22 protein-coding genes are annotated in these 26,046 nt (G+C 58.4%); 19 read left to right on the top strand and 3 right to left on the bottom strand.

The features are described 5' to 3' along the window. Positions 1 to 68: 68 nt before the first annotated feature. The 9 genes from vccA to ACIREA_RS02325 all read left to right on the top strand — a co-directional run bounded on the left by vccA (position 69) and on the right by ACIREA_RS02325 (position 13,315). Positions 69 to 5,198 (top strand): Verru_Chthon cassette protein A, encoded by a 5,130-nt coding sequence (gene vccA, locus ACIREA_RS02365; protein WP_397380165.1) that lies wholly within the window; start codon positions 69 to 71, stop codon positions 5,196 to 5,198. A 42-nt stretch (positions 5,199 to 5,240) separates the two neighbouring features. After that, positions 5,241 to 5,714 carry a Verru_Chthon cassette protein B gene (vccB, locus tag ACIREA_RS02360; RefSeq protein ID WP_397380163.1) on the top strand — a complete coding sequence of 158 codons (474 nt, stop codon included), beginning with the start codon at positions 5,241 to 5,243 and terminating at the stop codon, positions 5,712 to 5,714. A gap of 12 nt (positions 5,715 to 5,726) precedes the next feature. Next, positions 5,727 to 6,938 (top strand): Verru_Chthon cassette protein C, encoded by a 1,212-nt coding sequence (vccC, locus tag ACIREA_RS02355; protein WP_397380161.1) that lies wholly within the window; start codon positions 5,727 to 5,729, stop codon positions 6,936 to 6,938. Positions 6,939 to 6,977: 39 nt separating this feature from the next. Beyond that, positions 6,978 to 7,709 (top strand): Verru_Chthon cassette protein D, encoded by a 732-nt coding sequence (gene vccD, locus ACIREA_RS02350; protein WP_397380159.1) that lies wholly within the window; start codon positions 6,978 to 6,980, stop codon positions 7,707 to 7,709. 83 nt (positions 7,710 to 7,792) lie between these two features. Beyond that, positions 7,793 to 9,250, top strand: coding sequence for an IMP dehydrogenase (gene guaB / locus ACIREA_RS02345; RefSeq protein WP_397380157.1), 1,458 nt, complete (start codon positions 7,793 to 7,795; stop codon positions 9,248 to 9,250). Between the two features lie 45 nt (positions 9,251 to 9,295). Further along, entirely contained in the window at positions 9,296 to 10,816 is a 1,521-nt protein-coding gene (gene guaA / locus ACIREA_RS02340) for a glutamine-hydrolyzing GMP synthase (RefSeq protein ID WP_397380155.1), read from the top strand. 4 nt (positions 10,817 to 10,820) lie between these two features. Further along, positions 10,821 to 11,450 carry a dTMP kinase gene (tmk, locus tag ACIREA_RS02335; RefSeq protein WP_397380153.1) on the top strand — a complete coding sequence of 210 codons (630 nt, stop codon included), beginning with the start codon at positions 10,821 to 10,823 and terminating at the stop codon, positions 11,448 to 11,450. Between the two features lie 73 nt (positions 11,451 to 11,523). Further along, positions 11,524 to 12,138, top strand: coding sequence for a hypothetical protein (locus ACIREA_RS02330; RefSeq protein WP_397380151.1), 615 nt, complete (start codon positions 11,524 to 11,526; stop codon positions 12,136 to 12,138). A gap of 181 nt (positions 12,139 to 12,319) precedes the next feature. Next, entirely contained in the window at positions 12,320 to 13,315 is a 996-nt protein-coding gene (locus ACIREA_RS02325; protein WP_397380149.1) for a hypothetical protein, read from the top strand. 182 nt (positions 13,316 to 13,497) lie between these two features. On the opposite strand, the gene ACIREA_RS02320 is transcribed toward ACIREA_RS02325, so the two are convergent. Next, positions 13,498 to 14,562: a substrate-binding domain-containing protein gene (locus ACIREA_RS02320; protein ID WP_397380147.1), complete on the bottom strand. Its 1,065-nt coding sequence runs from the start codon at positions 14,560 to 14,562 to the stop codon at positions 13,498 to 13,500. Between the two features lie 93 nt (positions 14,563 to 14,655). On the opposite strand from ACIREA_RS02320, the gene ACIREA_RS02315 reads away from it, so the two are divergent. From ACIREA_RS02315 to ACIREA_RS02290, 6 genes are all read left to right on the top strand, one after another. Continuing rightward, on the top strand, positions 14,656 to 15,399 hold the full coding sequence (locus tag ACIREA_RS02315) for an RraA family protein (RefSeq protein ID WP_397380145.1): 744 nt from the start codon (positions 14,656 to 14,658) through the stop codon (positions 15,397 to 15,399). 115 nt (positions 15,400 to 15,514) lie between these two features. Then, positions 15,515 to 16,963, top strand: a complete 1,449-nt coding sequence (locus ACIREA_RS02310; protein WP_397380143.1) for a right-handed parallel beta-helix repeat-containing protein — start codon at positions 15,515 to 15,517, stop codon at positions 16,961 to 16,963. Between the two features lie 49 nt (positions 16,964 to 17,012). Further along, a complete protein-coding gene (locus tag ACIREA_RS02305; protein ID WP_397380141.1) occupies positions 17,013 to 18,218 on the top strand; it encodes an exo-alpha-sialidase in 1,206 nt (401 codons plus the stop codon). A 99-nt stretch (positions 18,219 to 18,317) separates the two neighbouring features. Then, a complete protein-coding gene (locus ACIREA_RS02300; RefSeq protein WP_397380139.1) occupies positions 18,318 to 18,926 on the top strand; it encodes a glycerophosphodiester phosphodiesterase in 609 nt (202 codons plus the stop codon). 17 nt (positions 18,927 to 18,943) lie between these two features. Beyond that, a complete protein-coding gene (locus tag ACIREA_RS02295; protein WP_397380137.1) occupies positions 18,944 to 19,114 on the top strand; it encodes a hypothetical protein in 171 nt (56 codons plus the stop codon). 90 nt (positions 19,115 to 19,204) lie between these two features. Then, on the top strand, positions 19,205 to 19,879 hold the full coding sequence (locus ACIREA_RS02290) for a metallophosphoesterase family protein (protein ID WP_397380135.1): 675 nt from the start codon (positions 19,205 to 19,207) through the stop codon (positions 19,877 to 19,879). 3 nt (positions 19,880 to 19,882) lie between these two features. Here ACIREA_RS02290 and ACIREA_RS02285 read toward each other — a convergent pair whose 3' ends face one another. Next, on the bottom strand, positions 19,883 to 20,164 hold the full coding sequence (locus ACIREA_RS02285; RefSeq protein WP_397380133.1) for an ArsR/SmtB family transcription factor: 282 nt from the start codon (positions 20,162 to 20,164) through the stop codon (positions 19,883 to 19,885). A 130-nt stretch (positions 20,165 to 20,294) separates the two neighbouring features. Between ACIREA_RS02285 and ACIREA_RS02280 the strand changes: the two genes are divergently transcribed. From ACIREA_RS02280 to ACIREA_RS02270, 3 genes are read left to right on the top strand one after another with little or no spacing between them, the layout of a single operon-like run. Then, positions 20,295 to 21,344: an alkene reductase gene (locus tag ACIREA_RS02280; RefSeq protein WP_397380131.1), complete on the top strand. Its 1,050-nt coding sequence runs from the start codon at positions 20,295 to 20,297 to the stop codon at positions 21,342 to 21,344. After that, complete coding sequence (locus ACIREA_RS02275; protein ID WP_397380129.1) at positions 21,341 to 22,360, top strand: LLM class flavin-dependent oxidoreductase; 1,020 nt, start codon at positions 21,341 to 21,343, stop codon at positions 22,358 to 22,360. The genes ACIREA_RS02280 and ACIREA_RS02275 overlap by 4 nt, the downstream gene beginning before the upstream one ends. 38 nt (positions 22,361 to 22,398) lie before the next feature. After that, positions 22,399 to 23,433, top strand: a complete 1,035-nt coding sequence (locus ACIREA_RS02270) for an aldo/keto reductase (protein ID WP_397380127.1) — start codon at positions 22,399 to 22,401, stop codon at positions 23,431 to 23,433. Positions 23,434 to 23,644: 211 nt separating this feature from the next. Here the strand turns inward: ACIREA_RS02270 and ACIREA_RS02265 are convergent, their stop codons facing one another. Then, a complete protein-coding gene (locus ACIREA_RS02265) occupies positions 23,645 to 24,553 on the bottom strand; it encodes an alpha/beta hydrolase fold domain-containing protein (protein WP_397380125.1) in 909 nt (302 codons plus the stop codon). A 381-nt stretch (positions 24,554 to 24,934) separates the two neighbouring features. Here ACIREA_RS02265 and ACIREA_RS02260 point away from each other — a divergent pair. Further along, the coding region (locus tag ACIREA_RS02260) for a sulfatase (protein ID WP_397380123.1) at positions 24,935 to 26,046 on the top strand (1,112 nt) is incomplete at its 3' end.

Here is a 26,046-nt window from a genome sequence, read left to right as displayed (position 1 = left end):
TAATTTAACAGGAGCTAATCATGAATGCTGCAACATTAGTCGCAAATTGGAACAGGCGCAGGAAGGCCATGGCTTTAGTCATGGTGGTCACCACCGTGGCTTTGATGTCCATGCTCGTAGTCGCTATTTTCTCGGTCACCCGCACCGAATACAAAGCCAGCCAGAGCTATGTGGCCTCTCGTAGCGCCAAGCAGCTTGCGGATCTCGCTGTCGTATTCACCGAGGCGCAGCTGCAAAATGCCCAGAATTCCGCCACGGGCTCCTTCAGCCGCACCATCCATGCCACCCAGCCTGGCATGGCGCGTGTCTATAAGGCCAATGGTGATTTTGTGCGTGCCCACAAGCTCTATTCCAGCTCGCAGATGGTCATCACCAGCGCCAATGAGGCGGACATTTTCGGCAGCACCCATCAAGTCCCTCAAGACTGGAACGCCACACAAAACGCCGCGCGCTTTGTGGATTTGAACGATCCGATCATACGCCCCGGCCTCACCACAGGAACCATGGCGCTCTATTTCCCGATCATTGATCCCCGCGCTGCTTACAACGGAGCCAACCCGGACAATGGGCAGACGATGGCTGCCGTGGAAGGCTTTACCTACACCAAGACCACACCCTCCATCACCGGTGCTGGCGGAACGGTGACCTACAATGAAGTGGTGCTCCCTGCGGATGTTGGCAATGAACCCAACAAACTGCGCCTGCCCATGCCGGTCGAGTGGATTTACGTCCTGCGGGACGGCACCACCGGTGCGCTTGACGCCAGCAACAAGTTCATCAGTGCAGACGGCGCCACAATCCCCAGCGCCAGCAATCCTATCGTTGGACGCGTTGCTTTTTGGACCGACGACGAATCTTGCAAAGTCAATGTCAACACAGCGTCCGAGCCCACCTTTTTTGCACCTCCTTATTTCTTTCACCAGCGTGACTCAAAATGGGCCAACTTTCCGCCAGCCTCAGGCGAGTACCAGCGCTATCCCGGGCATCCTGCCACAGTGGCTTTAAGCACCGTCCTCGCACCCGGTGTTGACTTGGACGTGTACAGCCCCAACGCCCAAATTACTGACATCGTAACCACCAAGGATGCTATTTATCGTTTGATCCCCAAGATTGCCATGGGTGGTTCTACCTCGGGCACCAGGCCGTTTGTCAAAGATGACTTTTCGAGCAGCAATGGCGAGAGCGATATCGGCAGCCTCATTGACCTTACGGCCTCACGAAAAGAGCGCTTGTTTGCAAGTGTGGATGAAATGTTGTTTGCCGATGGAACTTCGGATTCCAACTACAATTACAATAAAACCAACGGCCGCATGGCTGCCAGCATCCAGCTTCCGGGCGGCAATGGACGCTACATTTTTGATCAAGGCACCTTGGAGAGGTCCCGGTTTTTTCTCACCTCCAGCAGCCGCTCTCCGGAGTTTAGCATTCATGGCCTGCCACGTGTTGCCATGTGGCCTGTCCCGGATGAGTCACTGGGCCCAAAGCGCCGCACCAGCTTTGACAACATCATCGCCCTGTGTTCGACGCAGCGCGGCACCACCGCCGGCGCCGCCATCGCCAACAGCTACTTCTTTCGCCGTGCCGATCCGCACCACCCCACCTATGATGTGACGGGATCATCGTCGGACAATGGCACCTCGACGTCTCTGGGGCGCAACAGCAAGCTGCTCGACTACCTCTACGCAGAGATGGCAACGCTGCAGTTCCCGCAAACCTCCTCGCTCGGAGGAAGCAATAATTTTGGTGACAAGTACGGCACGGACAATGTGGCCCAGCTCGCCATCATGTTCTTTGACTACATCCGCTGCACCAATCTCTATGATGGCGTGCTGGCACGCGGGAATGATGGTTTTACCCCTTACAATAGCAGCGTCGCCAACTCGGCTAGTGGCGCGGTTCTCACGACGGGCCAAAACCAGTCACTGTACAATACCCGGTCATCCATCGCCGCTGATCGTCTGACCTTCACGGAGCAGCGGGTCACCCCCATGGCGACAGGCAGTTTGAACAACGGGCAGAACCAGCTTGGCAGCACCTACCTTTCGAGCAACACCAAGGTGTTTCCCGGACATGGCCAGGTTTCTCCGGCGCGCTGGGAGCGCAGCGGCGGGCAGAAGGTACAAGGCATGGGGCGGATGTTCACCATTTCAGAAATCGGATTTCAGTTCATTTGTACAGCGGATGGCTACATCTCTCCCAATGATCAGTACGCAGTGGTCTGCAACGGCGTGCGGTCTGGCGGTGGCAATGCGCCCCGGTCGCTTCCGAATAAGGAGGGCACCGCAGCACCCGCAACGAACCCTGGCAACGCGCCGGTTGAAAATGCCGTTTACCCGCCGCCAGTGCCTACCAATGGCAGCCCCTATTTCGACTACAAGCGTTGGTATTCCAATTATCCACCTCTCGATGGGAATGAGCCATTGGCTTTGAATAAGTATGGTGGTGGCAGGTATTATGGCTGCGATCCCACGAATCCAGCAGACTTGACCAAGCATCCTCGATTCCATCCGGGCTATCAGCCGGCAAATTGGAACATGACCTTGGAAACAAACAGGCCATTGGCGGACGGCACTGATCCTGCCTCCCCTGCTGAAAAAAGAGTACAGGCCATGCTCACGCTGGAATTTTTCTGCCCCATGTCCGGCTGGACAAAAATGTTCCCCGAATGGGCCATTACTCTGGACGGGCAGTTCTTGCGTTCCATCAAGCTTAACAACACGTCTTTGTTTCCATCGGCCCAGGACGTGGTCATCAAGTCCAACGGAAATGTGTATGAAACCGGTGGCACCTCGGGTTCCTACCCTCTGGGCGGCCATGTCGGACCCAGCATTATTTCCGGGGGCAGAGCGGCTCCCGGCTGGGGCACCACGCAGATTGGGGATGACACCAATCCTTACGTCACCGGAACTCAACGTGGGAGTGACCCGAGCGCCTACATTGCCAATCCTGGTTCTAGCAACAACTTCCACGACGGGTTGAACAACTGGGGTTTGATCAGCCAGTTCATTACCGTCCCACGCGACCAGCCGATGCATCTGACATTTGGTGAGCGTAATTTGGTGATCAAGATTTACGACATGCACAAGCGTGTGGGGAACAGCAAAGAAGAAGTGCAGAGCATCAGCTTGGCCGTTGATGAAGCGTATCTGCCCGTTCCTGCCTTGGTCTATTCGTCCAATGAGCGGTTCATCAGCGGTAATCCGGTCACCGATCCCCTGGGCAAGGCGGAAGCTTCGCACTATTTCTGGATTGATAGCTATGGCCGCGAAGGATTCCGTCGCTCTATCCAGGCACCCCATTGGTGGTGCTTCAACCGGATGGGATGCATCAATCGCATGTTTGGTACCATAAACCCTAACTATAAAGGCCCTGCTGGTCTCCCCGTGGCAACTCGTAGGTTATACACCGTTGGGCCTAGCTTTACCACGGATTTGGATGGTCCTATCGGTCAGTTGCAGACCGGGAGGCTGGATACGGATGGCAGGTTTCTTGCTGCCATGAGCAGCGGCGCACCCACCTTTGAGTCAAACGGCAACAACGGTATTCCCCTGATTCCTGTGGAACTCGGTGGTACCAGTGTCGTGGATTCCAACGGTAATCCGTGGTCAGGTTCAGATGTGATCCGCACTTTTGTGCCGGCCGTGGGAGACTACCGTCTCGCCGCCGCCCGCTATGAAGTGCCAAGCACCATGTGGATGAAGCATCCAGTCTGGGCGAAGATGGAGTCACAAGCTCCGAAGAACCAGCCTCGGAACATTCACAGCTTCACTTCCCATTGGGGGCATACTGAACCGGGGGTTATGCTCCCAGGAGACGCCAGCATGGCCAAGTATCCCGATGTCCGCATGAGCAAGGATCAGCAGCTTGTTGCCGGCGCTCCATATTCCGATGCGCGCGTTCCAGACCTCCCGCCTGATGACGGCTGGGCCGCCACCGCGAACGGCTACGGTGACTTTGACAATGGCATCGGTGACGCCCGTGATGGCCCGTATGTGAACAAGCCCGATGAAGGAAACTTCTATGCCGGTGAGACTACCCGCTATAACGTTAGAAAGTTATATCGTTCGGGCTACTTCTATGAGGCTCAGAATAACAGCGATGACTGGCGCACCGGCATTTACATGACGCCAAACAGAATGGTAAGCTCACCAGTGATGTTCGGCTCTCTCCCGACCGGGGTTTGGTCCGGCGGCAGCGTCAGCTCCAGCGCGGTTACCGGAGTCAGCTACAATGAGGGCAAGCCCTGGCAGACTCTGCTCTTCCGGCCCTATGCGAGTTCTAATGCCAATTTTGGCAAGAGTGCCCATCCCGGAGACAACAATCCGCGCGACCACTACCTGCTGGATCTCTTCTTCATGCCGGTGGTGGAGCCCTACGCCATCAGCGAGCCGCTTTCCATCGCTGGCCGCATCAATCTCAACTACCAGATCGTCCCCTTCACCAACATCACCCGCGCCACCGGCCTCCATGCGGTGATGAAGGGTGAGTTCATCACCGCCATCCCGCTGACGGACACCAATAACGCCAAAAGCTTCCAGACGGCCGCGACCTCTTCCATGTGGAGCAGTTCGGGGGATCGCTTCTGGGATGAAAGCCAGAACACCAAGTTTTGGCACCGCCCTATTGATGTCACCAAAACCCTGTACCAGTTTGACCAGAAGTTCCAACACTCGGCCACTGGCTCCAATCATGCGCTCAATCGCTATCGGGGTCTCTTCCGCAGCCCCAGCCAGATCTGCGAAATGCACCTGATTCCTGATGTCAGCCAGGGGGCCTCCTCCGGTGGGGAAACCCTCGGCAGTATTACCAGCATCAATGCAACTACCAGCGGCACCAACTTGCAGTCCGTGATGGAGCAGTTCTGGCAGAGCCATTCAGGAACAGGTGACAACACACGTGAGCGCCCCTATTCCAACATCTACGCCCGTGTCACCACGCGCAGCAACACCTTCCGTGTTCACATGCGGGCGCAGGTCATCACCAAGGCGCGTTCCACGGCTGCGGATACCATGGACCCTGCCAAGGATGCCGTTCTCGGCGAATACCGTGGGTCCTCACTGATTGAGCGTTACATCGACCCCACAGACGTGGCCAATCCTCTGCCTGATTACGGTGCGGCTTCCAATCCCCTGGGTGAAAAGCCCTTGGACACTTTCTTCAAGTTCCGCACGCTGGAAAGCAAGCGTTTCAGTCCTTGATGATCTGCCAGTTGATCCCTTGGGTCCTACCTCTCTTTTTATATGAAAAATCTCATTAAATCCCGGTCACAGGCTGGTTTCTCGCTGGTCGAGGTCACGCTCGCCGTGGCCATTGCGGCTCTCGCCATCATCACGCTGCTGGGGCTCCTGCCTCAGGGGCTCGACATGGCCCGCAAGACGTCGTTGATGATTAATGACAGCAGCATTTTGGAGCAGCTCACGCATGACATGGAAAATGCCTCCTTTGATTTGCTGCCGAATCAGATAGTGAAAAAGTACTACAATGATCAGGGACGTGAGGTTGCGCAGGATGCCACGGATCTCGCCTACGTTGTGGAGATTGAGCCGAAGCAGGTGGTGGCGCTGCCAAAAGCCGAGATGACTCAGCCTTACATGAAGCGCATGGTGATCAAAATCGCTGCGACCAGTTCGCCAGCCTTTGTGTTCGCGCCCCTCGGCAGCGACACCATCGCTCCTTATGTCACCTTCAATCAGTTGATCGCCAAAACCCGCTGATTTATCCCTGCCATGAAGCTTTCCGCCTTCTCATCGCGTCCGCCATCCTATCGCTGCCCCCGGTCGGCTGCGGGGCGTGCCTTTACACTCATTGAACTGCTCGTTTCAGTGACCTTTCTGGTGATCTTGATGCTCGTCGTCTCCCAGGTCATCGGCATCGTGCAGCGCACCTGGGTGCGTGCCAATTCCCGCGTCTCGCAGTTTCGTGAAGCACGCCAGGCATTCGACACGCTCTCTCGCTCAATCACCCAGGCCACGCTGAACAACTACTGGGACAACGAATTTGACACAGTAGGTACGGATGCTGCAGGTCAGAAGATCACCCTCGCCAAAGACTACTTCAGGCAGTCGGAACTTCAGTTTATCTGTGGCCCCACCAGCACGGTGATACCCGCCGCTGCCGGCAGCGCACAGAACTATCCTGGACACGCTGTCTTTTTCCAGGCTCCATTGGGAATCGCAAGTCTGGTGGCGACTGCTGCCCAGGGTGCCAATAACCAGATCGTGAATACCGAAAACATGGTCAATCTTCTCTGTGGCCGGGGATATTTCGTAGAATGGGGGACGGATGCTTCATTTCGCCCGGCTTTTCTTGATGCACTCAACAATGTTGTTCCGGTGCGCAGCCGGCTTCGCTTGATGGAATACAGTCCCACTGCGGAAAAGAACCGCATTTATGACACCAATCTGCGGCCGATCACCGACCACTCCAAGGAATGGTATGAGGATGTGCTGAACACTGGGGTGCAAAGCGCTCAAGAGACCGCCCAAACGCGTGCATTCACGCGGCCCATTGCCGAGAACATCATTGCTCTGGTGATTTCTCCGCAGATTGAGGTCACCGGCAACACGACCGTGGCTCCTTATTCCATCGCCCCTCTGTTCATTTATGATTCAACCTTGAAAGTGAATCCTGGATCTTCACCAATCAATGCCAGCCCGCAGGGAACTCAGCACCTGCTCCCACCGCTGCTCAAGGTCAGCATGATCGCCTTGGATGAACGGTCCGGAGAGTTTCTTGCACGCGAAGAAAACAGCCAGATGAGGACGGAGTTGCTTACGGCCATTGCAGGCAAGCTCCAAAGTGCCGCGAGCTTGGTCGAAGAGCTTGATGGGGAGCAAGGCAAGACAGGCTCGCTGGTTCAGCTCCTGCTTGATAAAAAACTCAATTATCGAATTTTCAGCACCACCATCGCTCTCAAGCAGTCCCGCTGGAGCTTCTGATGGCAGCCTTCTTTGCTCTTTAACCTGGCCCATTTTTCTATGACTTACTCCCCATTCTTTGAGCGGCAGGCCAGGCGGGCCTTCAGCTTGATCGAGATGCTTGTCGTGATCGCCATCATCGCGATGATCATGGCTACTGCCACTCCCGCTTTGATGCGCACCATGCAGGCCACTCGGCTGGCAACCACGGGGGATTCCATCATGGGGGCCATCACTGAGGCCAAGCAGCTGGCTTACGCGCAGAATGTTCCCGTTGAACTGAGGTTTTTTAAACACCCAGACCAAGATTTCCCCGGCTCTTCCGTTCAGCTTTTCCGGTCTTACCAGATGTTTAAAATTGTGACACAGTCACAAGGCGTTGGTGCGAGTGCACAGGTCTCGGAGTCAGTGGTGCCAGTCGGTACCTTGTACAAACTGTCTGAAGGCATCATCATCGCGGCGGGTCAGGATTTGTCCCCGATCCTGAACGGGGCGGACGGTCAGTCCCTTGATGACGTCAAGCCAAACGCTGGTGGTGGTCCGGGCTATTCCGGCGTGGCCAGCGCCAAATACAATGCCATTCGCTTCATGCCGGATGGCTCATGCCGGAGAGTCAACGCTCAGCAGGGCGGTTTTTCTCAGCTCGATTACGGCACCCTGCCTCTTAGCTTTTTCACCATCACGTATGACAGTGGCGCGGATGTCACAACGGGTAATCTGGGCAAAAACTTTTACACCATTCAGATCGATCCCTACACAGGCAAGGCGCGCAACTATCGCCCCGGTTTCTAGTTCTTGCTGCGGGGAAGGGGCGGTCCGTTTCAAACTGCCCAATTTTCCGCATGACAGCCGCCTGATCGTCGCTTGAATGGCGTATGGGTGAACTGCCTTCTCTTGCTTTAAGTTTCGATGACGTCCTTGTCCTTCCCGGATTGAGCCAGGTGCTGCCTGGGGATGTCAATGTTTCCACTAAACTGGCCGCCATCGGTCTCAATGTGCCGATTCTCTCGTCGGCCATGGACACCGTCACGGAGTCCGAACTTGCCATAGCCCTTGCACGTGAGGGTGGCCTCGGGGTCATTCACCGGAACTGCCCCATTGACCAGCAGGCGGAGCACGTGGCTCGGGTGAAGCGCTCGGAAAACACCGTCATCCAGCAGCCGCACACCGTTTCCCCTGAGACACGCTTGGGCGAAGTGCAGCGTCTGATGCATGAAAAGGGCGTCAGCGGCTTCCCCGTGGTGGACGCGCAGGGAAAACTGGCTGGCATGGTCACCAGCCGTGACATGTGGTACATCGAAGACGAAAGCACCCCCGTCTCGGCCATCATGACACCGCGTGAGAAGCTCTCTGTCGGCACCCCCCAGACGAGCTTTGAGGATGCGTTGAAAATTCTCTACACGCACCGCATCGAAAAGCTCCCGCTGGTCGACTCCAACGGCAAGCTCGCCGGCCTGATCACCAAGCAGGACATCGTGAAGCGCCAGATGTTTACCAACGCTGCCAAAGACGCCAATGGCCAGCTCCGCGTGGGCGCTGCCGTCGGTGTGGGTGAGGATTGTGTGGAGCGTGGCCTCGCCATGCAGGCAGCCGGTGCAGATGCCGTTTTCATTGACGCCGCCACCGGCCACACCACCCGCGTCATGCAGGTCATCGCCCGCCTGCGGGAGGCTCTCGGCTCCAGCATCCCCATCGTCGCTGGAAACGTCGTCACCGCCGAAGGCGCGCGTGATCTCGTCAAAGCCGGCGCTTCCGCAGTCAAAGTCGGGGTCGGCCCCGGCTCCATCTGCACCACCCGCATCATCTCAGGCGTGGGCATGCCGCAGTTCACCGCCGTCCAGGAAGTCGCTGAAGTCTGCCGTGCCGCAGGCGTCACCGTCATCGCCGACGGGGGCATTCGTTACTCAGGAGACATCGTCAAAGCCCTCGCTGCAGGTGCTGACTTCGTCATGCTCGGCTCCCTGCTGGCCGGCACCGCTGAAAGCCCCGGCAACATGGTCAAGTGGCAGGGTCGCACCTTCAAGGAATACCGTGGCATGGGCAGTCTCAAAGCCATGCGCAAAGGCGCAGGCGACCGCTATGGCCAGAACTCCTCCGGCAAGCTCGTCCCCGAAGGCGTGGAAGCACGCGTTCCCTACAAGGGTCCCCTCGCAGACGTCGTCTTCCAGCTCATCGGCGGCCTCCGCTCAGGCATGGGCTACGTCGGTGCCAACACCCTCGATGAACTGCGTGCCAAAGCCCGCTTCGTTCGCATCACCGCCGGTGGCCTCAAAGAAAGCCACCCTCACGACGTCGTCATTACCGAAGAACCGGTCAACTACGAGCCTCATTGATCCATTAGGCGTCGGTTCTTTCATCCTGCATTTGCCCCCTTTCTCATGACCGCCCAAGAAGTCGCCGTTCTCGATTACGGCTCCCAGTATTCTCAGCTCATCGTTCGCCGCGTTCGGGAGCTGGGCTTTGTCTCGCACCTGTATCCACCGGCTGAACTCGCCAACCTCAAGAGTCCCGGTGCCATCATCCTTTCTGGCGGTCCGCGCAGCACCTCTGACGCTGATGCGCCCGATGTCGATTACGCCAAGCTCATGTCCTTCGGCGTTCCTGTGCTGGGCGTCTGCTACGGCATGCAGCTGCTCAACATCAAGCACGGCGGCACCGTCAAACCCGGCGTCACTCGTGAATACGGTCCTGCCAAGCTCGTCGTCACCGATCACACAGACCTCTTCAACGGCATCTCCCACGAGTCCCAGGTCTGGATGAGCCACAGCGACACCTGTGCAAACCTCGCCAGTACGGCCCAGATCATCGCCACCAATGAAGACGCCGTCCCCGTGGCTCTGAAGTGGTCGGATCGCTGCTGGGGCATTCAGTTTCACCCGGAGGTCACGCATTCACACGAAGGCACCGCCATCCTGAAAAACTTCCTTGTCCGCAGCGGCGCGGTTCTCGCCAAGTTCGACATCCAGGAATTCAAAGCCCAGATGCTGGAGCGCATCAAAGCCGAAGTCGGCAACCGCGAAGTGATCTGCGGCGTCTCTGGCGGCGTGGACAGCACCGTGCTCGCCGTCCTGCTCGCCAAGGCTGGCGTCAAGGTCCGCTGCATCTTCATCGACACCGGCATGATGCGTCTCAATGAAGGCGCGGAAGTGAAGGAGCTCTTTGCAGAAGTCGGCGTCCCCATCGAGCAGATCGACGCCAGTGCCATCTTCCTCGGTGCGCTCAAAGGCGTCACCGATCCTGAGCAAAAGCGCCGCATCATCGGCACACTCTTTGTCGAAGAATTCTGGAAAGTCGCCGACAACGTCGAACTCCTTGCGCAAGGCACGCTGTATCCAGACGTCATCGAAAGCGCCACCAGCGGCTCCATCGCCAGCAAGATCAAGACGCACCACAACCGCGTTGATAAAATCATGGAACTCAAGGCGCAGGGCAAGGTGCTCGAACCTCTTGCCGAACTCTTCAAAGACGAAGTCCGCGCCCTCGGTGCCAGCCTCGGTATCCCTCATCAGGCCCTCTGGCGTCACCCATTCCCGGGCCCAGGCCTCGCCGTCCGTATCCCTGGTGAAATCACCCCCGAGCGCGTCGCCACCACTCAGCATGCAGATTCCATCTTCATCGCCGAGCTCCGCCGCAGCGGCTGGTATGAGCGCACCTGGCAGGCCTATGCCGCGTTGCTTCCCGTCAAAACCGTCGGCGTCAAAGGTGACGAACGCAGCTATGAGCAGGCCATCTCCCTCCGCGCCGTCATCAGCGAAGACGCGATGACCGCCGACTGGGTCGAGCTGCCCTACTCCGTGCTGCGCAACGCCTCCAACAAGATCCTCAACAGCGTCAAAGGTGTGAACCGCGTGCTCTATGACATCAGCACCAAGCCGCCCGCCAGCATTGAGTGGGAGTGATGTCATGAGCGCTGGCTTCCTTCTCTCTTTCGAAGGCTCTGAAGGCTGCGGCAAGTCCACGCAGATCGCTCTGCTTCGCACCCGGCTTGAAGCCGCAGGGCGCAACGTCGTGGTGCTCCGTGAACCCGGCGGAACTGAGCTTGGCGAAAGCATCCGCCACCTCCTTCAGCATGCCAAAGAGGGAGCAGCCATGACCCCGGAGACTGAACTGCTGCTCTTCGCCGCCAGCCGCGCCCAGCTCGTCCGCGAAAAAATCTGCCCACTGCTCGAATCCGGCACCTTCGTCATTCTCGATCGCTTCCTCGATTCCACCACCGTGTATCAAGGCATCGCCCGTGGCCTCCCGCTGGAAAGCGTGCGCGCCATCAATCACTTCGCCATCGGCGGCACCTTGCCGCAGCTCACCCTCGTCCTTGACATGGACAGCGCCACCGCCTGGCAGCGCATTCATCAGAGCGGACGCGAGCTGGACCGCATGGAAAGCCAGCCGCAGTCATTCTTCGAAAAAGTCCGCCAGGGCTATCTCGAAGTCGCCCAGGCAGAGCCGCAGCGCATCCAGGTCATTGATGCCGGAGCCTCGCCCGAGGCAGTGCATGCGGCGGTTTGGGGGCGGGTTTCCACGCGGTTGACGTGAGGAAATCCATAAGACACAGAAACAAGGCAGTTTAGGATTGCGTTTAAGGTTAACTTCCAGTGAAGTGCGGACTATGAAGACGTTCAATTTTATGATGTTATTGGTCTGCGGGATCGTGCAGACAGTTGCGGCTGCGGACGGGGGCGTTGCGGAGTTTGACAAGCTTCAGATTTCCTATCAGGGGGCTGTGGAGCGGGAAACGGCACCCCTGCGGGACAAATATCTCGCGGAATTGCAAAAGCTGCGAGACAGCTATGCGCGTGCCGGGAATCTGGCAGGGGCGAATGTGGTACAGGCGGAGATCACGACGATGAATCAGCAGGTCGCCTTTGCAAAGACGGGGAAACGCGCGCCGACGGAGGCGACCTCGGTAGCGGCGGCCAACGCTGGCATTCCGGCGGCGGGTGCCGAGGTGCCTGAACTGCGCTGGTTTGTCGGCAAGACATGGCTGACGAACGCCATGACGAAGTGGAAGTTCGAGAAGGATGGCACCGGTGAACGTGAAAGGGGAGGCGTGAAGGTGGCAACTTTTACATGGCGGTTGCTGCCCTCAGGCATGATCGAGATCTTGGAGCGGGCGGCCCCGGACAAGCCGGTGACGACGACGTTCTTGAGGTTCAAGAACAAGTTCGAGGCGTTGTTTGGTTCTGGGGAGGCCAGCCTGACCGAACGACTGCACTACGAATGACCGGGCATGTGCATGCACGGTGCGTCTCCGGGGCATTCCTGCCCCGCGTCAGAGAGCTGCCAGTTGCACCGTGGCGGATGTCGAGTAGGTCAAATGCTTCCGGGTGTGTGCCGAACCCAGTCGAGCCAGCCAAGGCCTGATTCATTCGTCATTCGTCCTTCGAATTTCGTCATTCCTCTTCATGCCTTTCAAAGCCGACCACGCCCTTGAACTCCTCGCCCGCGCCCGTGACAACGGCCGCCTGGGCCATGCCTATCTGATCACCGGCCCCAAAGAGGCGCAGCATGAAGTCTTCGCCGCCAAAGTGCTCGACCTCATGGTCGGCACGAAAATGGGCACCCTCGAAGCCTGGGAAGGGCAGGGGGCCATCGTCCTGCGCCCGCAGAGCAAATCACGCCGCATCACCATCGGTGATGATGGCGACGACCCCGGCACCATCCGTTTTCTGGAAAAGATGATCCACCGCACCGCCGCGCCCAACGGCTGGAAGCTCGCGGTCATCGTCGATGCCGAGCGCATGAACCCCCAGGCGCAGAACGCTTTCCTCAAAACACTCGAAGAACCACCGCCGAACACGCTTCTTCTGCTCCTCAGCACTCAGCCCCAGCAATTGCTGCCGACGATCCAGTCCCGCGTTCTTGAAGTAGCACTGATGCCTCCCGACGGCGCACGCATTTTTACCGAGCACGAAGGCAAGCTCCTCTACGTGCTCAAGCAGATGTCCAAAAAAGAAAGCGGCAGCATCTCCACCGCCCTCTCATTAAAAAAAGACTTCGAAGAAATCCTCGAAGCCCTGCACGAATCCATCAAAAAGGAGCAGGAGGCCGACTTCGAACGCGAGCAGGACCACTACGCTAAAACCACCGACGGCGCTTGGCTCAAGCAGCGCGAAGAACAGGTCGAAGCCCAGATCGAAGCCGACTACCTTCAGCAGCGCACCTCCCTCATGGAACTCCTCCTCTCCTGGATGGGCGATGTCGCCCGCCAGCAGGCCGGTGCCGAGCATCTCGACCTGCCCAAGTTTCAAGAAGCCACCGCCGCCCTCGCCGCCAAATGGCAACCCGGCGATGTCGCCAAACGCATCCGCGTCCTGCGTCAGCTCGAAAGCCACCTGCACACCAACGTCAACGAAGGCCTCGCCCTCGAAGTCTGCTTCATCGAAGCCTTCGGCGCGTAATGCGTTTTAAATAAATTCGTATTCGATAAGTCCAGCGCAGGAAAAACGGGGCACCCTCTCCCCGCCCCTGACACACCACGACAATGAATATTTCTCTCCGGGGAGAGGGTGGGGTGAGGGGGCAGCGAACACCCTTCGCCGCATGCTCACCCTTGCCTCTCTTCCGAGGACGTCTTGGCCCCTCACACCGTCTCACCCCGCCGCAGATCCGGCATCAACCTCACCGGCTTCGTGCTTGTATGCCCGGTCTGCGCCAGCTCCAGCACCAGCCGTGCGAGCCTCTTCGCAAACTTGGCCGCATCTGCGGAGTACCGCGTCACCTTCGGCACCACATGATCCAGAAACGCATCGTCATCCCGTGACACGATGGCGAAATCACGCGGCAACTTATGCCCGAGCCGCAGTAGATGCGTCACCACTGTCAGCGTGTGAATCGAACGCGCCACCAGAAATGCCGTCGGCGCAGGCTTCCGCTTCAGCGCCTCATTCAAACTCTCAATTACCTGTTCGGCAGTCTCATGGTGTGGCAAGACACAAGGCACAGCATCGCATGTTGCAAAGGCTTCACGAAAACCCAGCGCACTGTCAGCATCCCCGCCATGCGCTGAATCCGGCAGCAGCAGGGCAATGCGGCGGTGCCCCTTCTGCATCAACATCGTCGCCGCATGCCGGCAGGTCGCACGGTAGTCCAGATCCACCGAGGGCAGTCCCATGTCATCAGCGCACGATCCCGCGATGACGGCCGGCAGTTGCTGCTCCACAAACCATCTCTGCATCACCGGCGTGGAACGAAACATCACCCACGCCGCAGCAGTCACACGCTGCGTGAGTTTCTTCAGCCCGCCCGCAGGTTTGGCTGTAAAACAGTGCGGCATCGCATGCACCTCAAGTTGATACCCCGCCTCTGCCAGCAGCTCACGCAGCGCATCCACCCAGAACAGCACAAACGGTGGCATCGCCTGCTGCGGCACTGGCGTCAGCAGCGCGATCATGCGTGATGAAGCACTCTTTCCCCGCGTCGTAGGTGCCGCGAGAATCTGCCTTCGTTTGTTCACCACCGCACCGATCACACCTTCGCGCTCCAACTGCGTGAGCACCGCCCGCAATGTGGGCCGGCTGATGCGCAGCCGCGTGCAAAGCGTGCGCTCAGACGGCAGCACCTCCTGCCATTCCCCACGCAACAGGGCCTCGCGCAAAAAGTCGGCGCTGTGAGTGATGAGCGAAGGTCGGGGTGGAACGGCATGCATAAGCGGATGGGCCGAACCATGCCGTGGTAAGCTGAAATGACCACAGAGATTTCGAGTGTCGCATCGTTCATGATGACCCATCCTTCGCATCTCATGCTTCCTCATTCCGACCTCCTTCAACTTAAACGCTGGAACACCCCCACCATCTACAATGGCTGGGAGCAGATCACCAAACGCGATCCCGCCGCCGATGGCTTCAACCTTGAAGAAGTTCGCGATTTCATGCCGCAGATGGGGCCCATGGTCGGATACGCAGTTACCGTCGTGGTCGAGCCCAGCAACAAGGCTCATCGTGAAGCCAATGCCAATGCATGGAACGAATACCGCCGCTACGTGGCCAGCATCCCCGGCCCCAAGATCGTCTGCGTGCAGGATCTCGATAAACCCCGCACCATCGGCTCCTTCTGGGGCGAGGTGAACAGCAACATGCACCGCGCCCTCGGCTGCGTGGGCACCATCGTCGATGGAGCGATTCGCGATATCGATGAAATGACCAACGCCGGATTCAAAGCCCTGGCTCGTCGTTTCTGCGTCGGTCATGCACACGTCCATCCCGTGCGCTGGAACTGCGAAGTCGAAGTCTTTGGCCGCAAGGTCACTCCCGGCGATCTCATTCACGCCGACAAGCACGGCTTCCTCGTCATCGAGCCCGAAGCCCAGCCGCAAATCCTCGAAGCCTCCCGCTTCATGGATTCCAACGAATGCATGACCGTCATCCCCTCCGCCCGTGGCAGCGCCGGTCTCAGCAGCGATGAAGTCCTGGCCAATCTCGCCGCCGCAGGTGCCCAGTTCGGCAAAAACGCCAAAGCCAAATTCCAACGCGAAGGGGAATGGTAGCCGTGAAAACCGCGCTTGTATTCCTCTTCACAATCTTAGCTGATTTCGGTGACGACATCCCCTGACATCGCGCCAGATGGCTCCGCATCATCCATCACGCTGATTTGAAACCCACATGAAACAGCTCTCAATCTTGTTCCTGTTCATCATTCTTGGCGCATTGCCATCGCTGGGCGAGATCGCCTTCGGTCTGCAAGTGCCTGCGCCTGGCGCAAATGCTTTCGCAGATGATGTGTTGCAGCAGGCGATCGACAAAGTCGCATCGGCCGGTGGCGGCATCGTGATCCTCGGGGCAGGGGACTTTAAACTCTCCCGCAAGGCCGGCGATGAAACGGTGATCATCAAGAGCAATGTGACCCTGCGCGGCCAGGGCTTCGCCACGCACATCTACCTGGATCCCAAGACGCAGCCCAATCCGCTGCGCTATTTCCCGATGCGCATCGGATCCGCCAAAGTGCCCGCAAACAATGTGGTGATTGAAAATCTGCGCTACACCGGCAACGACAAGCTCATCGGCGGCGGTTCAATCATGGGCTTCAATGCTCGCCTGGATGAGCCGGAATCCATGCTCCTCTCCTGCGACAACATCACCGTGCGGAACTGCTGGATCTATGACGCCAAGCAGGCCGCAGGCTGCACCAAACCCGCATCGAACATGTATCAGGCCAAGTACGTCATTCCTGCGGAAGAAGCCAAGGCCGCCAGCAAAGCCGGAGCGGGCACACAATTCTACGGCCTACCGGAACGTCAGGCCTCGCAGTTCAAAAACTGGCAGGTTCATCACAACACGATCGACACCTGCGGCAACAAGGCCATCGAGTTGGCCGAATGCAACGGCGGCCTCATCGCGGACAATTACATCATCAACTGCGAAGACGGTCCCCAGGTGATCTTTGGCTCACGCAATGTCCGCATCTGCGACAATCAGGTCTTCTTCCTCCGCACCGGCATTAACATCACCGAAGGCTCCCACCACATCACCGTCACCGGCAACATCGTCGAACCGGCTCCCGGGATGAGCATCAACAGGTGGGGCGCCTGCCTGTTGTTCCGCACCGAGCCTCTGCCACTCGCCACCACCGTCTCCCATGTCACCGTGACTGGAAATGTCTTCCGTAATCAGACCACCGAGGCGAAGATTACAGTGCGGTTTGAAACCCGCGACGAATCGCTCGGCTGCAAGTATGAAGCCATCACCCTGACCGGCAATGTGATGGATGGCGATATGCAGTTTTATGATCGCAGGAATCCCAAGCTGACATCCTTGGCAGACATCGTGTTTGCCGACAACGTTTGCGAAGGCAGGCTCCTCAATGCACCCGCGTCTGAAATGGCCTCCACTCGCATCACCATTCGCGGCAACACTTTCCGCCACCCCGGCGATCAGCTTCTCAAAGCAAGCGGCTGGATATGGTCCGACAACACGCATTCCGCAGGCACGCTCGAACTCGATGGCGCTGCCAAAGGCAACATCATCCGTAACAACGTGACGACCTCCGCCATTCGTGATCAAGGCGTCAAAACCAGCCTCAACGGCAATGAAGTCCTCTCGACCGATCCCTAGGCTCCATTGCCCCCTAATTCCGACCATTAACACCTGCACTATGCCAACCATGAAACATCTCGCCTCTCTCCTGCTGCTCTGCGGCTCACTAGCGGCCGCCGAACCCTTCATCGAAAAACAAGACCTGTTCATCGTCGGCGACAATCCTTCCTACCAGCTCTACCACATCCCGGGCATTGTGGTGACCGCCAAAGGAACCGTGCTCGCTTGGTGTGAAGCACGCAAACGTGCCGCCGGTGTCAGCGACTGGGACGACATCCGCATCCTGCTCCGCCGCAGCACCGATGAAGGCAAAACCTGGAGCCCACCGCAGAGCATCGCCAACGTTGAGGGGCCCAAGACGAAAAACCCCTTTGCCCTCAAGATGAAGAACGTCGATCCCAACGACGTCACCTACAACAACCCCGTACTCATCGCCGACAAGGACGGCACTGTGCACATGCTCTTCTGCCTGGAATACGAGCGCTGCTTCTACCAGCGCAGCGCTGACGATGGCCTCATCTGGAGCAAGCCCACCGAGATCACCTCTGCCTTTGATGTCTTCAAAAAAGACTACGACTGGAAGGTGCTCGCCACCGGCCCGGATCACAGCATTCAACTCAAGAACGGTCGCCTCGTCGTCCCCGTCTGGCTCTCCACCGGCACGGGCGGCAATGCCCATCGCCCCAGCGTCACCGCCACCATTTACAGCGATGATCAGGGCAATACTTGGAAGGCTGGCGACATCGCCGTGCCATGCACCGAGGATTGGATCAATCCGAACGAAACCGTCGCCATCGAACTCAACGACGGCAGCGTCATGCTCAACGTGCGCAGTGAATCCAAAGCCCACCGCCGTCTCATCACCGTCAGCAAAGACGGCGCAACCAACTGGAGTACACCCAAGTTTGACGATGCCCTTCTCGAACCCATCTGCATGGGCGGCATCGTGCGCTATGATCACACTGGTCAAAGCCTCATCCTCTTCTCCAATCCCCACAACCTGGAGAAGGAGAAAGGCAAAGCCGAACCCGGCAAAAACCGTGACCGCAAAAACGTCAGCGTGAAGATCAGCCGCGATGAAGGCAAAACCTGGCCGGTGAACAAAACCATCGAACCTGGTGCCAGCATGTATTCCGACATTGCAGTGACAAAGAGCGGCACCATCCTCTGCTTCTACGGCCGCAGTGGCGATGGCTCTGCGCTGGCCCACTTTGCCGGTGGTCGTCTGACGCTGGCACGGTTTAATCTGGAGTGGCTGACCGCTCCGCAGTGAGACGGATGCGTGGTTTCCGTCCATGAAAGCGCTTTCATCAGTTCTGTTCTTCTTGCTCTGCGGCCAGCTGACGGCCGCAGAGCCTCTTTTTGAGACGACATGCTTGTTTCCGCTGACGCCACGGTGAATCGCACCACCGATGGCAAAGGCAAGGTGTCTGATCTGACTCTGGCAGAGATCAAAGCCCTCGATGCGGGCGCAAAGCTTGGCGCTCGTTTCGCTGGCACCCGCATCCCCACCTTCGAAGAAGCGCTCGCAGTCTTTCCAAAAAACGTCTGGCTCAACTGCCATCTCAAAGGCGGTGCAGCCCTCGGCGAAGCCACAGCCAAGGTGATTGCCAAAACGGGCCGCAAGCACCAGGCATTCCTCGCCGCCACCGCCGATGCAGCAAAAGCCGCCCGTGCCGCTGTGCCCGACATTCTCATCTGCAACATGGAGCGTCAGGGCGATTCGATGGCCTATGCGCAGGAGACCATCGCGATGAAAGCGCAGTTCATCCAGCTCCTCGGCAAAGGTGAGGTTCCCACCGAAGCAGTCAAGTTGCTCAAAGCCGCCCACGTGTTGGTAAATTACTACCACGATGAAACGCCCGAAGGCCTGCGTCGCCAATGGCGCAGTGGTGTGAATTTTCCCCTCGTGAATGATCTGGCCAAAGCTTTGCCAGTCGCACAGGAGTTTGGCATTGAATCCATCGCTAGCCAGCCCTGAGGCTGCATTCTGAAGCTGTGCGCAGCTTTTCACGGACGCGATGCGCAAAGCCGGGCAACCCCATCGAACTGGTCTCCCCCACCGGCGTGATTCACACCTACACGTTCAAAGATCCAAATTCGTATGCGGAGACTATCAAAAAGATGGACGCGTTTTTCAAAGAACTCGGCCTGCCAAAACCAGACTGATCTCTCTTTCAGCGGCCTGTGCTGGCACAAAAGTGGCTGACAAAGCTATCGTCCTGCTGATCCATATGCCTGATTCTTGATCAATTCACGATGCGACTGTTTGCCATAGGAGATATTCACGGCTGTGCGGATGCCTTGCGGCGTCTGGATCAGGAGCTGGTATTCGGAGCGGCGGATACATTAATGACATTGGGAGATTACGTCAACCGTGGTCCTGGCACTCGGGCGGTCATTGAGCACCTGTTGGAACTGCGCAGCCGCTGCCGGCTCGTGACGTTGCGCGGGAACCATGAAGTGATGATGCTGCGGGCCCGGGACGAACGGTTGTTCTTCTCAAAGTGGCTCACCTATGGAGGCACGGAGACTCTGGAATCCTACGGCACCACCACGTTAGACGACATCCCCGCTGCACACTGGGACTTCATTGAATCAACAGTCTCCTATCATGAGGAAGGCCAGGATTTTTTTGTGCACGCAAACGTTCTACCAGATCTTCCTCTCGAAGAGCAGCCGGAGAAAACCTTGCTCTGGGCACACTTCGGTGTGCCACGTCCGCATGTCTCAGGGCGTCGGATGCTCTGCGGGCATACGGCTCAAAAAAGCGGCAGGCCACTGAATTACGGTCACGCCGTCTGCCTCGACACCTATGCCTATGGTGGCGGCTGGCTCACCTGTCTGGATGTGGCAACGAATGCCTGCTGGCAGGCTTCGCAGGATGGCGCCCTGCGGCAGGAGATGCTGGGCCCGCCAGAATCCTTGGAGTAAATCTCACTCCCCATGTTCACGCCGCCAGGCCTTCAGAATGGCATCTAGCAAGCCGGGAAAGCGGCTGTCCAGCTCCTTGCGCCGCACCTTGCTCGTCAGCTCTACACCACGGCGCTCGCTGTGGATGATCCCGGACTCACGCAAAATGCGGTAGTGCTGCGAGCAGGTGGACTTCGGCATCGTGCATTTCAGGCGGCTGGTCGTCTCCACGCAGTTCAGTCCTTCCTCGGCCTTGCGCAGTTCGGCCACAATGCTAATCCGCACCGGATCTGACAGGGCATGCATGATGCCCGCGACGGTGAAACTATCGGCTGGAGGATGGTGGAGAGGTCTGATGCGTGAACGCTACATTAATTTCGCTTGCAGTTCAATCATTCTATTGTTCGGTATTTGTGAACTAAAGAACTAATCCATCATGCCCACTCTCTTCGATTCCCTCCAGCTCGGTCCCCTCACTCTCCCGAACCGCATCTTCCTCGCCCCTCTCACCCGTGCCCGTGCAGGCCAGCAGCGCATCCCAAATGCCCTCATGGCTGAGTACTACCGCCAGCGTTCCAGCGCCGGACTCATCCTCACCGAGGCCACCTCAGTAACCCCCATGGGCGTCGGCTATGCCAACACCCCCGGCATCTGGTCGGAGGAGCAGGTCACCGGCTGGAAGCTCATCACCCACGCCGTCCACGAGGCCGGTGGCCGCATCTTCCTCCAGCTCTGGCATGTGGGCCGCATTTCAGATCCGTTGTTTCTGGACGGCGCTCTGCCCGTCGCTCCCAGTGCCATCGCCGCAGCAGGTCACGTAAGTCTCGTGCGCCCTCAGAAATCTTTCGTCACACCTCGCGCCTTGGAACTGTCCGAAATCCCCGGCATCATCGAAGCCTATCGCAAAGGCGCTGAAAACGCCAAACTCGCCGGATTCGACGGCGTGGAAATCCACGGTGCCAATGGCTATTTGCTCGATCAATTCCTGCAGACCAAAACCAATCACCGCACTGACAACTACGGCGGCTCCTTGGAAAACCGCGCCCGCCTGATGCTGGAGGTCACCGATGCCGTCATCTCCGTTTGGGGTGCCGATCGCGTGGGCATGCACCTCGCTCCGCGCGGTGATGCGCATGACATGGGCGATGCCAATCCGCTGGAAACCTTCAGCTACGTCGCGCGTGAGCTCGGCAGCCGCAAGATCGTCTTCATCTGCGCTCGCGAACACCAGTCCCCCAGCAGCATCGGCCCTGCATTGAAGAAAGCCTTCGGCGGCGTGTATGTGGCCAATGAAAAATTCACCTTCGATTCCGGCAACGCGATCCTCTCCGCCGGTGATGCCGACGCCGTCGCCTTTGGCGTTCCCTTCCTCGCCAATCCCGATCTGCCGAAGCGCTTTGCCTCAGGGGCCGCTCTGAACTCCCCTGATCCTTCCACTTTCTATGCAGACGGCGCGAAGGGCTACACCGATTACCCTGCGTCATGAAACCTCCCCCAGGCCTCCTCTACTCCGTGCTGGATCTCTCCCCGATCTTGAAAGGAGAGACCGCCGCGCAGTCCTTCCGCCATTCGCTGAATCTGGCGCAGCATGTGGAGAAGTGGGGCTACCACCGCTACTGGGTCGCCGAGCATCACAACATTCCCGGCGTCGCCAGCGCCGCCACCTCCGTCGTCATCGGTCACATCGCCGGCGGCACCTCCACCATCCGCGTCGGCTCCGGCGGCATCATGCTGCCCAATCACGCACCACTCGTCATCGCAGAGCAGTTCGGCACACTGGAGTCACTCTATCCCGGTCGCATAGATCTCGGCCTCGGCCGCGCCCCCGGCGGAGATCAACTCACAGCCCGCGCACTGCGTCGTGGCCTCGGCAGCAGCGGTGATACCTTTCCCGCCGATGTGCGTGAGTTGCAGGGCTTCCTCGGCGCACCCTTGCCCGGACAGCGCGTGTTTGCCGTACCAGGGCAGGGGCTCCATGTGCCGCTCTACCTTCTCGGCAGCAGCACCTTCAGCGCCACCCTCGCCGCAGAGATGGGCCTGCCCTTTGCCTTCGCCTCCCACTTCGCACCCGAGCTGTTGCATCAGGCATTGGACATCTACCGCAGCCAGTTTCAGCCCTCCGCAGCTTTGGATAAGCCACACGTGATGATCGGTGTGAATGTCATCGCCGCAGACACAGATGGGGAGGCCCAGCGCCTCTTCACCTCGCTCCAGCAGGTCTTCCTGAATCTCATCCGCGGCAGGCCCACACAGCTGCAGCCACCAGTCGAAGACATCAATGCTCTCTGGAATCCCGTGGAAGCCACGCAAGTGTACCGCATGACCCGCTGCTCCGCCGTAGGCGGACCGGACACCTTCCGCCAGCAGATCGAAGTCCTGCTCAATGACACCGGCGCAGATGAAATCATCGCCACCGCTCACATTCACGATCAGCAGACACGTCTGCACTCCTTCGAAATCGCCGCAGATGTTTTTAAAAGCCTGCAGCATTTCAATTCGTAACTTCACTCACACGCAAACTCCACCCTCCCACATCTCCTATGGAATACAGACAACTCGGCGGCTCCGGCTTCAAAGTCCCCGCACTCACACTCGGCACCGGCACCTTTGGTGGTGGCACAGAATTCTTCAAAGAATGGGGCGCATCCGATGTCGCCGAGGCCTCACGCCTCATCGACATCTGCCTCGAACACGGGCTCAACATGTTTGACTCGGCAGACATCTACTCGAACGGTCTCGCAGAAGAGATCCTCGGTCAGGCCATCAAAGGCCGTCGCGATCAAGTCCTCATCTCCACCAAAGGCACCTTCCGCTTTGGTGACGGCCCAAACAACGTTGGCTCCTCCCGCTGGCACCTCATCCGCTCCGTGGAAAACAGCCTCAAGCGCCTCGGCACGGACTATATTGATCTCTACCAGCTTCACGGCTTCGATGCCATGACGCCGGTGGAAGAAGTAGTCGGCACCTTGGACGATCTCGTGCGCGCAGGAAAAATCCGTTACATCGGCGTCTCGAATTTCTCGGGCTGGCACCTCATGAAATCACTGGCGCATGCCGACAAATTTGGCCTGACCAAATATGTCGCCAATCAGACCTACTACTCCCTCATTGGCCGCGAATACGAATGGGAACTCATGCCCCTCGGCGTCGATCAAAAAGTCGGCGCAGTCGTCTGGAGTCCCCTCGGCTGGGGCCGCCTCACCGGCAAGCTCCGTCGCAATCAGCCACGTCCCGAAACGAGCCGCCTCAATCACAAGCTCAGCTCTTCAATGGGCCCGCAGGTGGATGACGAATATCTCTACAAAGTCGTCGATGCCCTCGATGAAGTGGCCGCCGAAACCGGCAAGACCGTGCCGCAGGTCGCCCTGAACTGGCTCCTCCAGCGCCCCACCGTTTCCAGCGTCATCATCGGTGCCCGCAACGAAGAACAACTCCGTCAAAACCTCGGCGCAGTCGCCTGGAACCTCACCACCGATCAGGTGGCAAAGCTCGATGCCGCCAGCGAAAAGCCAAAGATCTACCCCTACTGGCACCAGACCGGCTTCGACGAGCGGAATCCGTTCCCGACCAAGTAGCACCAATCACGAATGCCACTCGGTTAAAGGCAAGCATCGCTGAATTGCGTGACCGAGGCAGAAAGAGCTCATGGAGCGCGGACTTCCAGTCCGCAGCACTCCGCGACTACCCATGCCTCCGCACGGCCCTCCAGCATTGCAGCATTAACATATCCTGCTGCCTGCGGCCCCTAAGTGGATTGATTCTCTCTCCGCGCGAGCCACCTGCCTGCTACTTTTTGAGGCCTCGCAGCTGCGCATCAAACCAATCCGCAAACGCTGTGTAGTCAGGCTGACGATCCGTCCAACCATGGGCGGCACCGGGTTTGACTACCAGCTGCGCGGTCGCTCCTGCCTCCTTCGCTTTGGCAACAAAAGTTTCAGACTGTTGCAACGGCACGAGGAAATCCTGATCGCCATGAATGATGAAAGTCGGCGGCAGTTGCGCGGTGATATAATACATCGGCGATACCTCCTTGCCCAGGCGCTGGCGGCCTTCCATCGTATCAGACTCAGCGCCAAACGCCCCTTTGTAATTCTTCAGCGTCCCCACGCCCACGGCATCTTCGCCCGGCTTGCCATAGTTGAGAAAATCCGTCGGCGGATACAGACACGCAACGGCCTGAATGGCGCTGCTCTCGCGATCCACGGCATCTTTCGCCTTCGGATCTCCCGGACCACCATGCACGGCCATGGTGAGCGAGAGGTGCCCACCCGCGCTGCCACCACTGATACCGAGCTTGTCAGCATTCACCTTCCACTTGGCCGCGTTATGCCGGATGAACCGCACCGCTCGGTGAATGTCCTGCGTGATCTCTGGGATGATGAATTTCGGCTGACAGCCATGCCGAACCGAAAACACCGTGTAACCGCGCTCAAGAAATGGAGCATAGAACGGCGGCGTATTCGGCGAGTACCCCGACACCCACCCGCCGCTCACCATGTAAACAATGCCATATCCATTCGGTTTCTCTGGCGTGATCACATCCAGCGTCAGCGCCACGCCGAATTTGCGGCCATAGACCACATCATCCGTACGCGTATGGGCCGGTATGACCACTGCCGGAGCTTTGGTTTCAGCGTGAAGGGGAAAGCAGCCAAGCAGCAGAACGAGAGAGAGAAATTTGAAAGCGGTCTTCATGGGTGAGTCATCATACGCCACCTGATTGCCAATGCTGGCAGGCCTGATCAATTTCCCAATGGCTAGCTCTTTTTACCCGAAACATCGGCCAGTGCCACACGTCATCATGCCACCATAAAACCAGCCCTCGTATTGCTTCTGTTCACCTCCTGCGCATTCGCTGGGCTAAAAATGCCCGCGGTCATCTCAGACCACATGGTGCTTCAGGCAAATGCCCCGGCAGCTGTCTGGGGCTGGGCAGACGCAAGCGAGGAGGTAAAGGAGGAGTTTGCAGGTCAGACGAAATCAACCCACTGGAAGTAACATCCTCCATCAACAAAAGCGGAAATTGCAGCGAAAGCTGCCACAGAGCTTCGTTAAGGGGCGTGATTTTTCCCCCTTATGAAACCGCTTTGCTTGATTCTGCTGCTGTGCATGGCCATTCCGCTATGGAGCGACACACCTGCGCGCAAACCGGACGCCCTCGTCATTCTGGTAGATCAGTGGAGCCCGCGTTACCTGAGCTGGGAAAACTCCCAGGTGCGCACACCTCATCTCGATCGCATCGCGGCGGAGGGCATGGTCTTTGATCGCTGTTACACCACTTCTCCAATATGCATGCCGGCCCGCGTCTCTTTGCTCACAGGCTTATATCCGCACAACAGCGGACACGGCATCTGGGGCAATGCATTGAACTACCACGCTCCCCCCGCCGAGGCCACCATGTTTCAGGACATCAAAGCCGCCGGCTACACCACCGCCCAGATCGGCAAGACCCACTGGACCTCCGGCGCCAGCGTGCGCCAGGCCTTTCCCAAGATCGAAGACTATCATCATTCGCTCGGCCTGGACTACGTCTTCGATGTCTCCGGCCCGCCCGATTCCCCCACAGACCGCAGCCCCTACGGCGCATACCTCCGCAATCTCGGGTTGCTCGATCAAGTTGCTGAAGACATGCACGAGCGCTATGTGAAATGGGAGTTTCAGCCCAAGGCAAGCCTCGTGCCGCCGGAGCACTACCACGATGTCTTTGTAAGCCGCGAGGCGGCAGACTTCGTCGGCAAACAGCCCGCCGATCAACCTCTCTGCGTCGTGATGAGCCTGCACTCGCCGCATCCTCCTCTCGATGCCCCCGGCGAATACGCCACCATGTATGAAGCGGGAAAACTGACCCTGCCGCCCAACGTTCCCGAAACCTTCCGCCGCGAGATGCGCACCATCGGCCATCCCGAAGCACGCGAACTCCTCGCCAACTACCTCGGCAAAATCTCCCTGGCAGACGATTGCATCGGCCGGGTGGTGGCCGCATTCCAAAAGCGCGGCACTTGGGATCGCACGCTGGTTTGCTTCACCTCTGATCACGGCGAGATGATGGGCTCGCAGGGACAACTGACCAAAGGCCGCTTTTACGAAGAGTCCGTCCGCGTCCCGCTCGTTGTCCGCTGGCCCGGAAACGTAAAGACCGGTCATACAAAAGCACCCGTGCAGATGTTCGATGTCTATCCCACCATCGT

Source organism: Prosthecobacter sp. (assembly GCF_044373815.1).
Taxonomy (GTDB): Bacteria; Verrucomicrobiota; Verrucomicrobiia; order Verrucomicrobiales; family Verrucomicrobiaceae; genus Prosthecobacter.
This window is presented reverse-complemented; position numbering and strand designations above follow the sequence as displayed.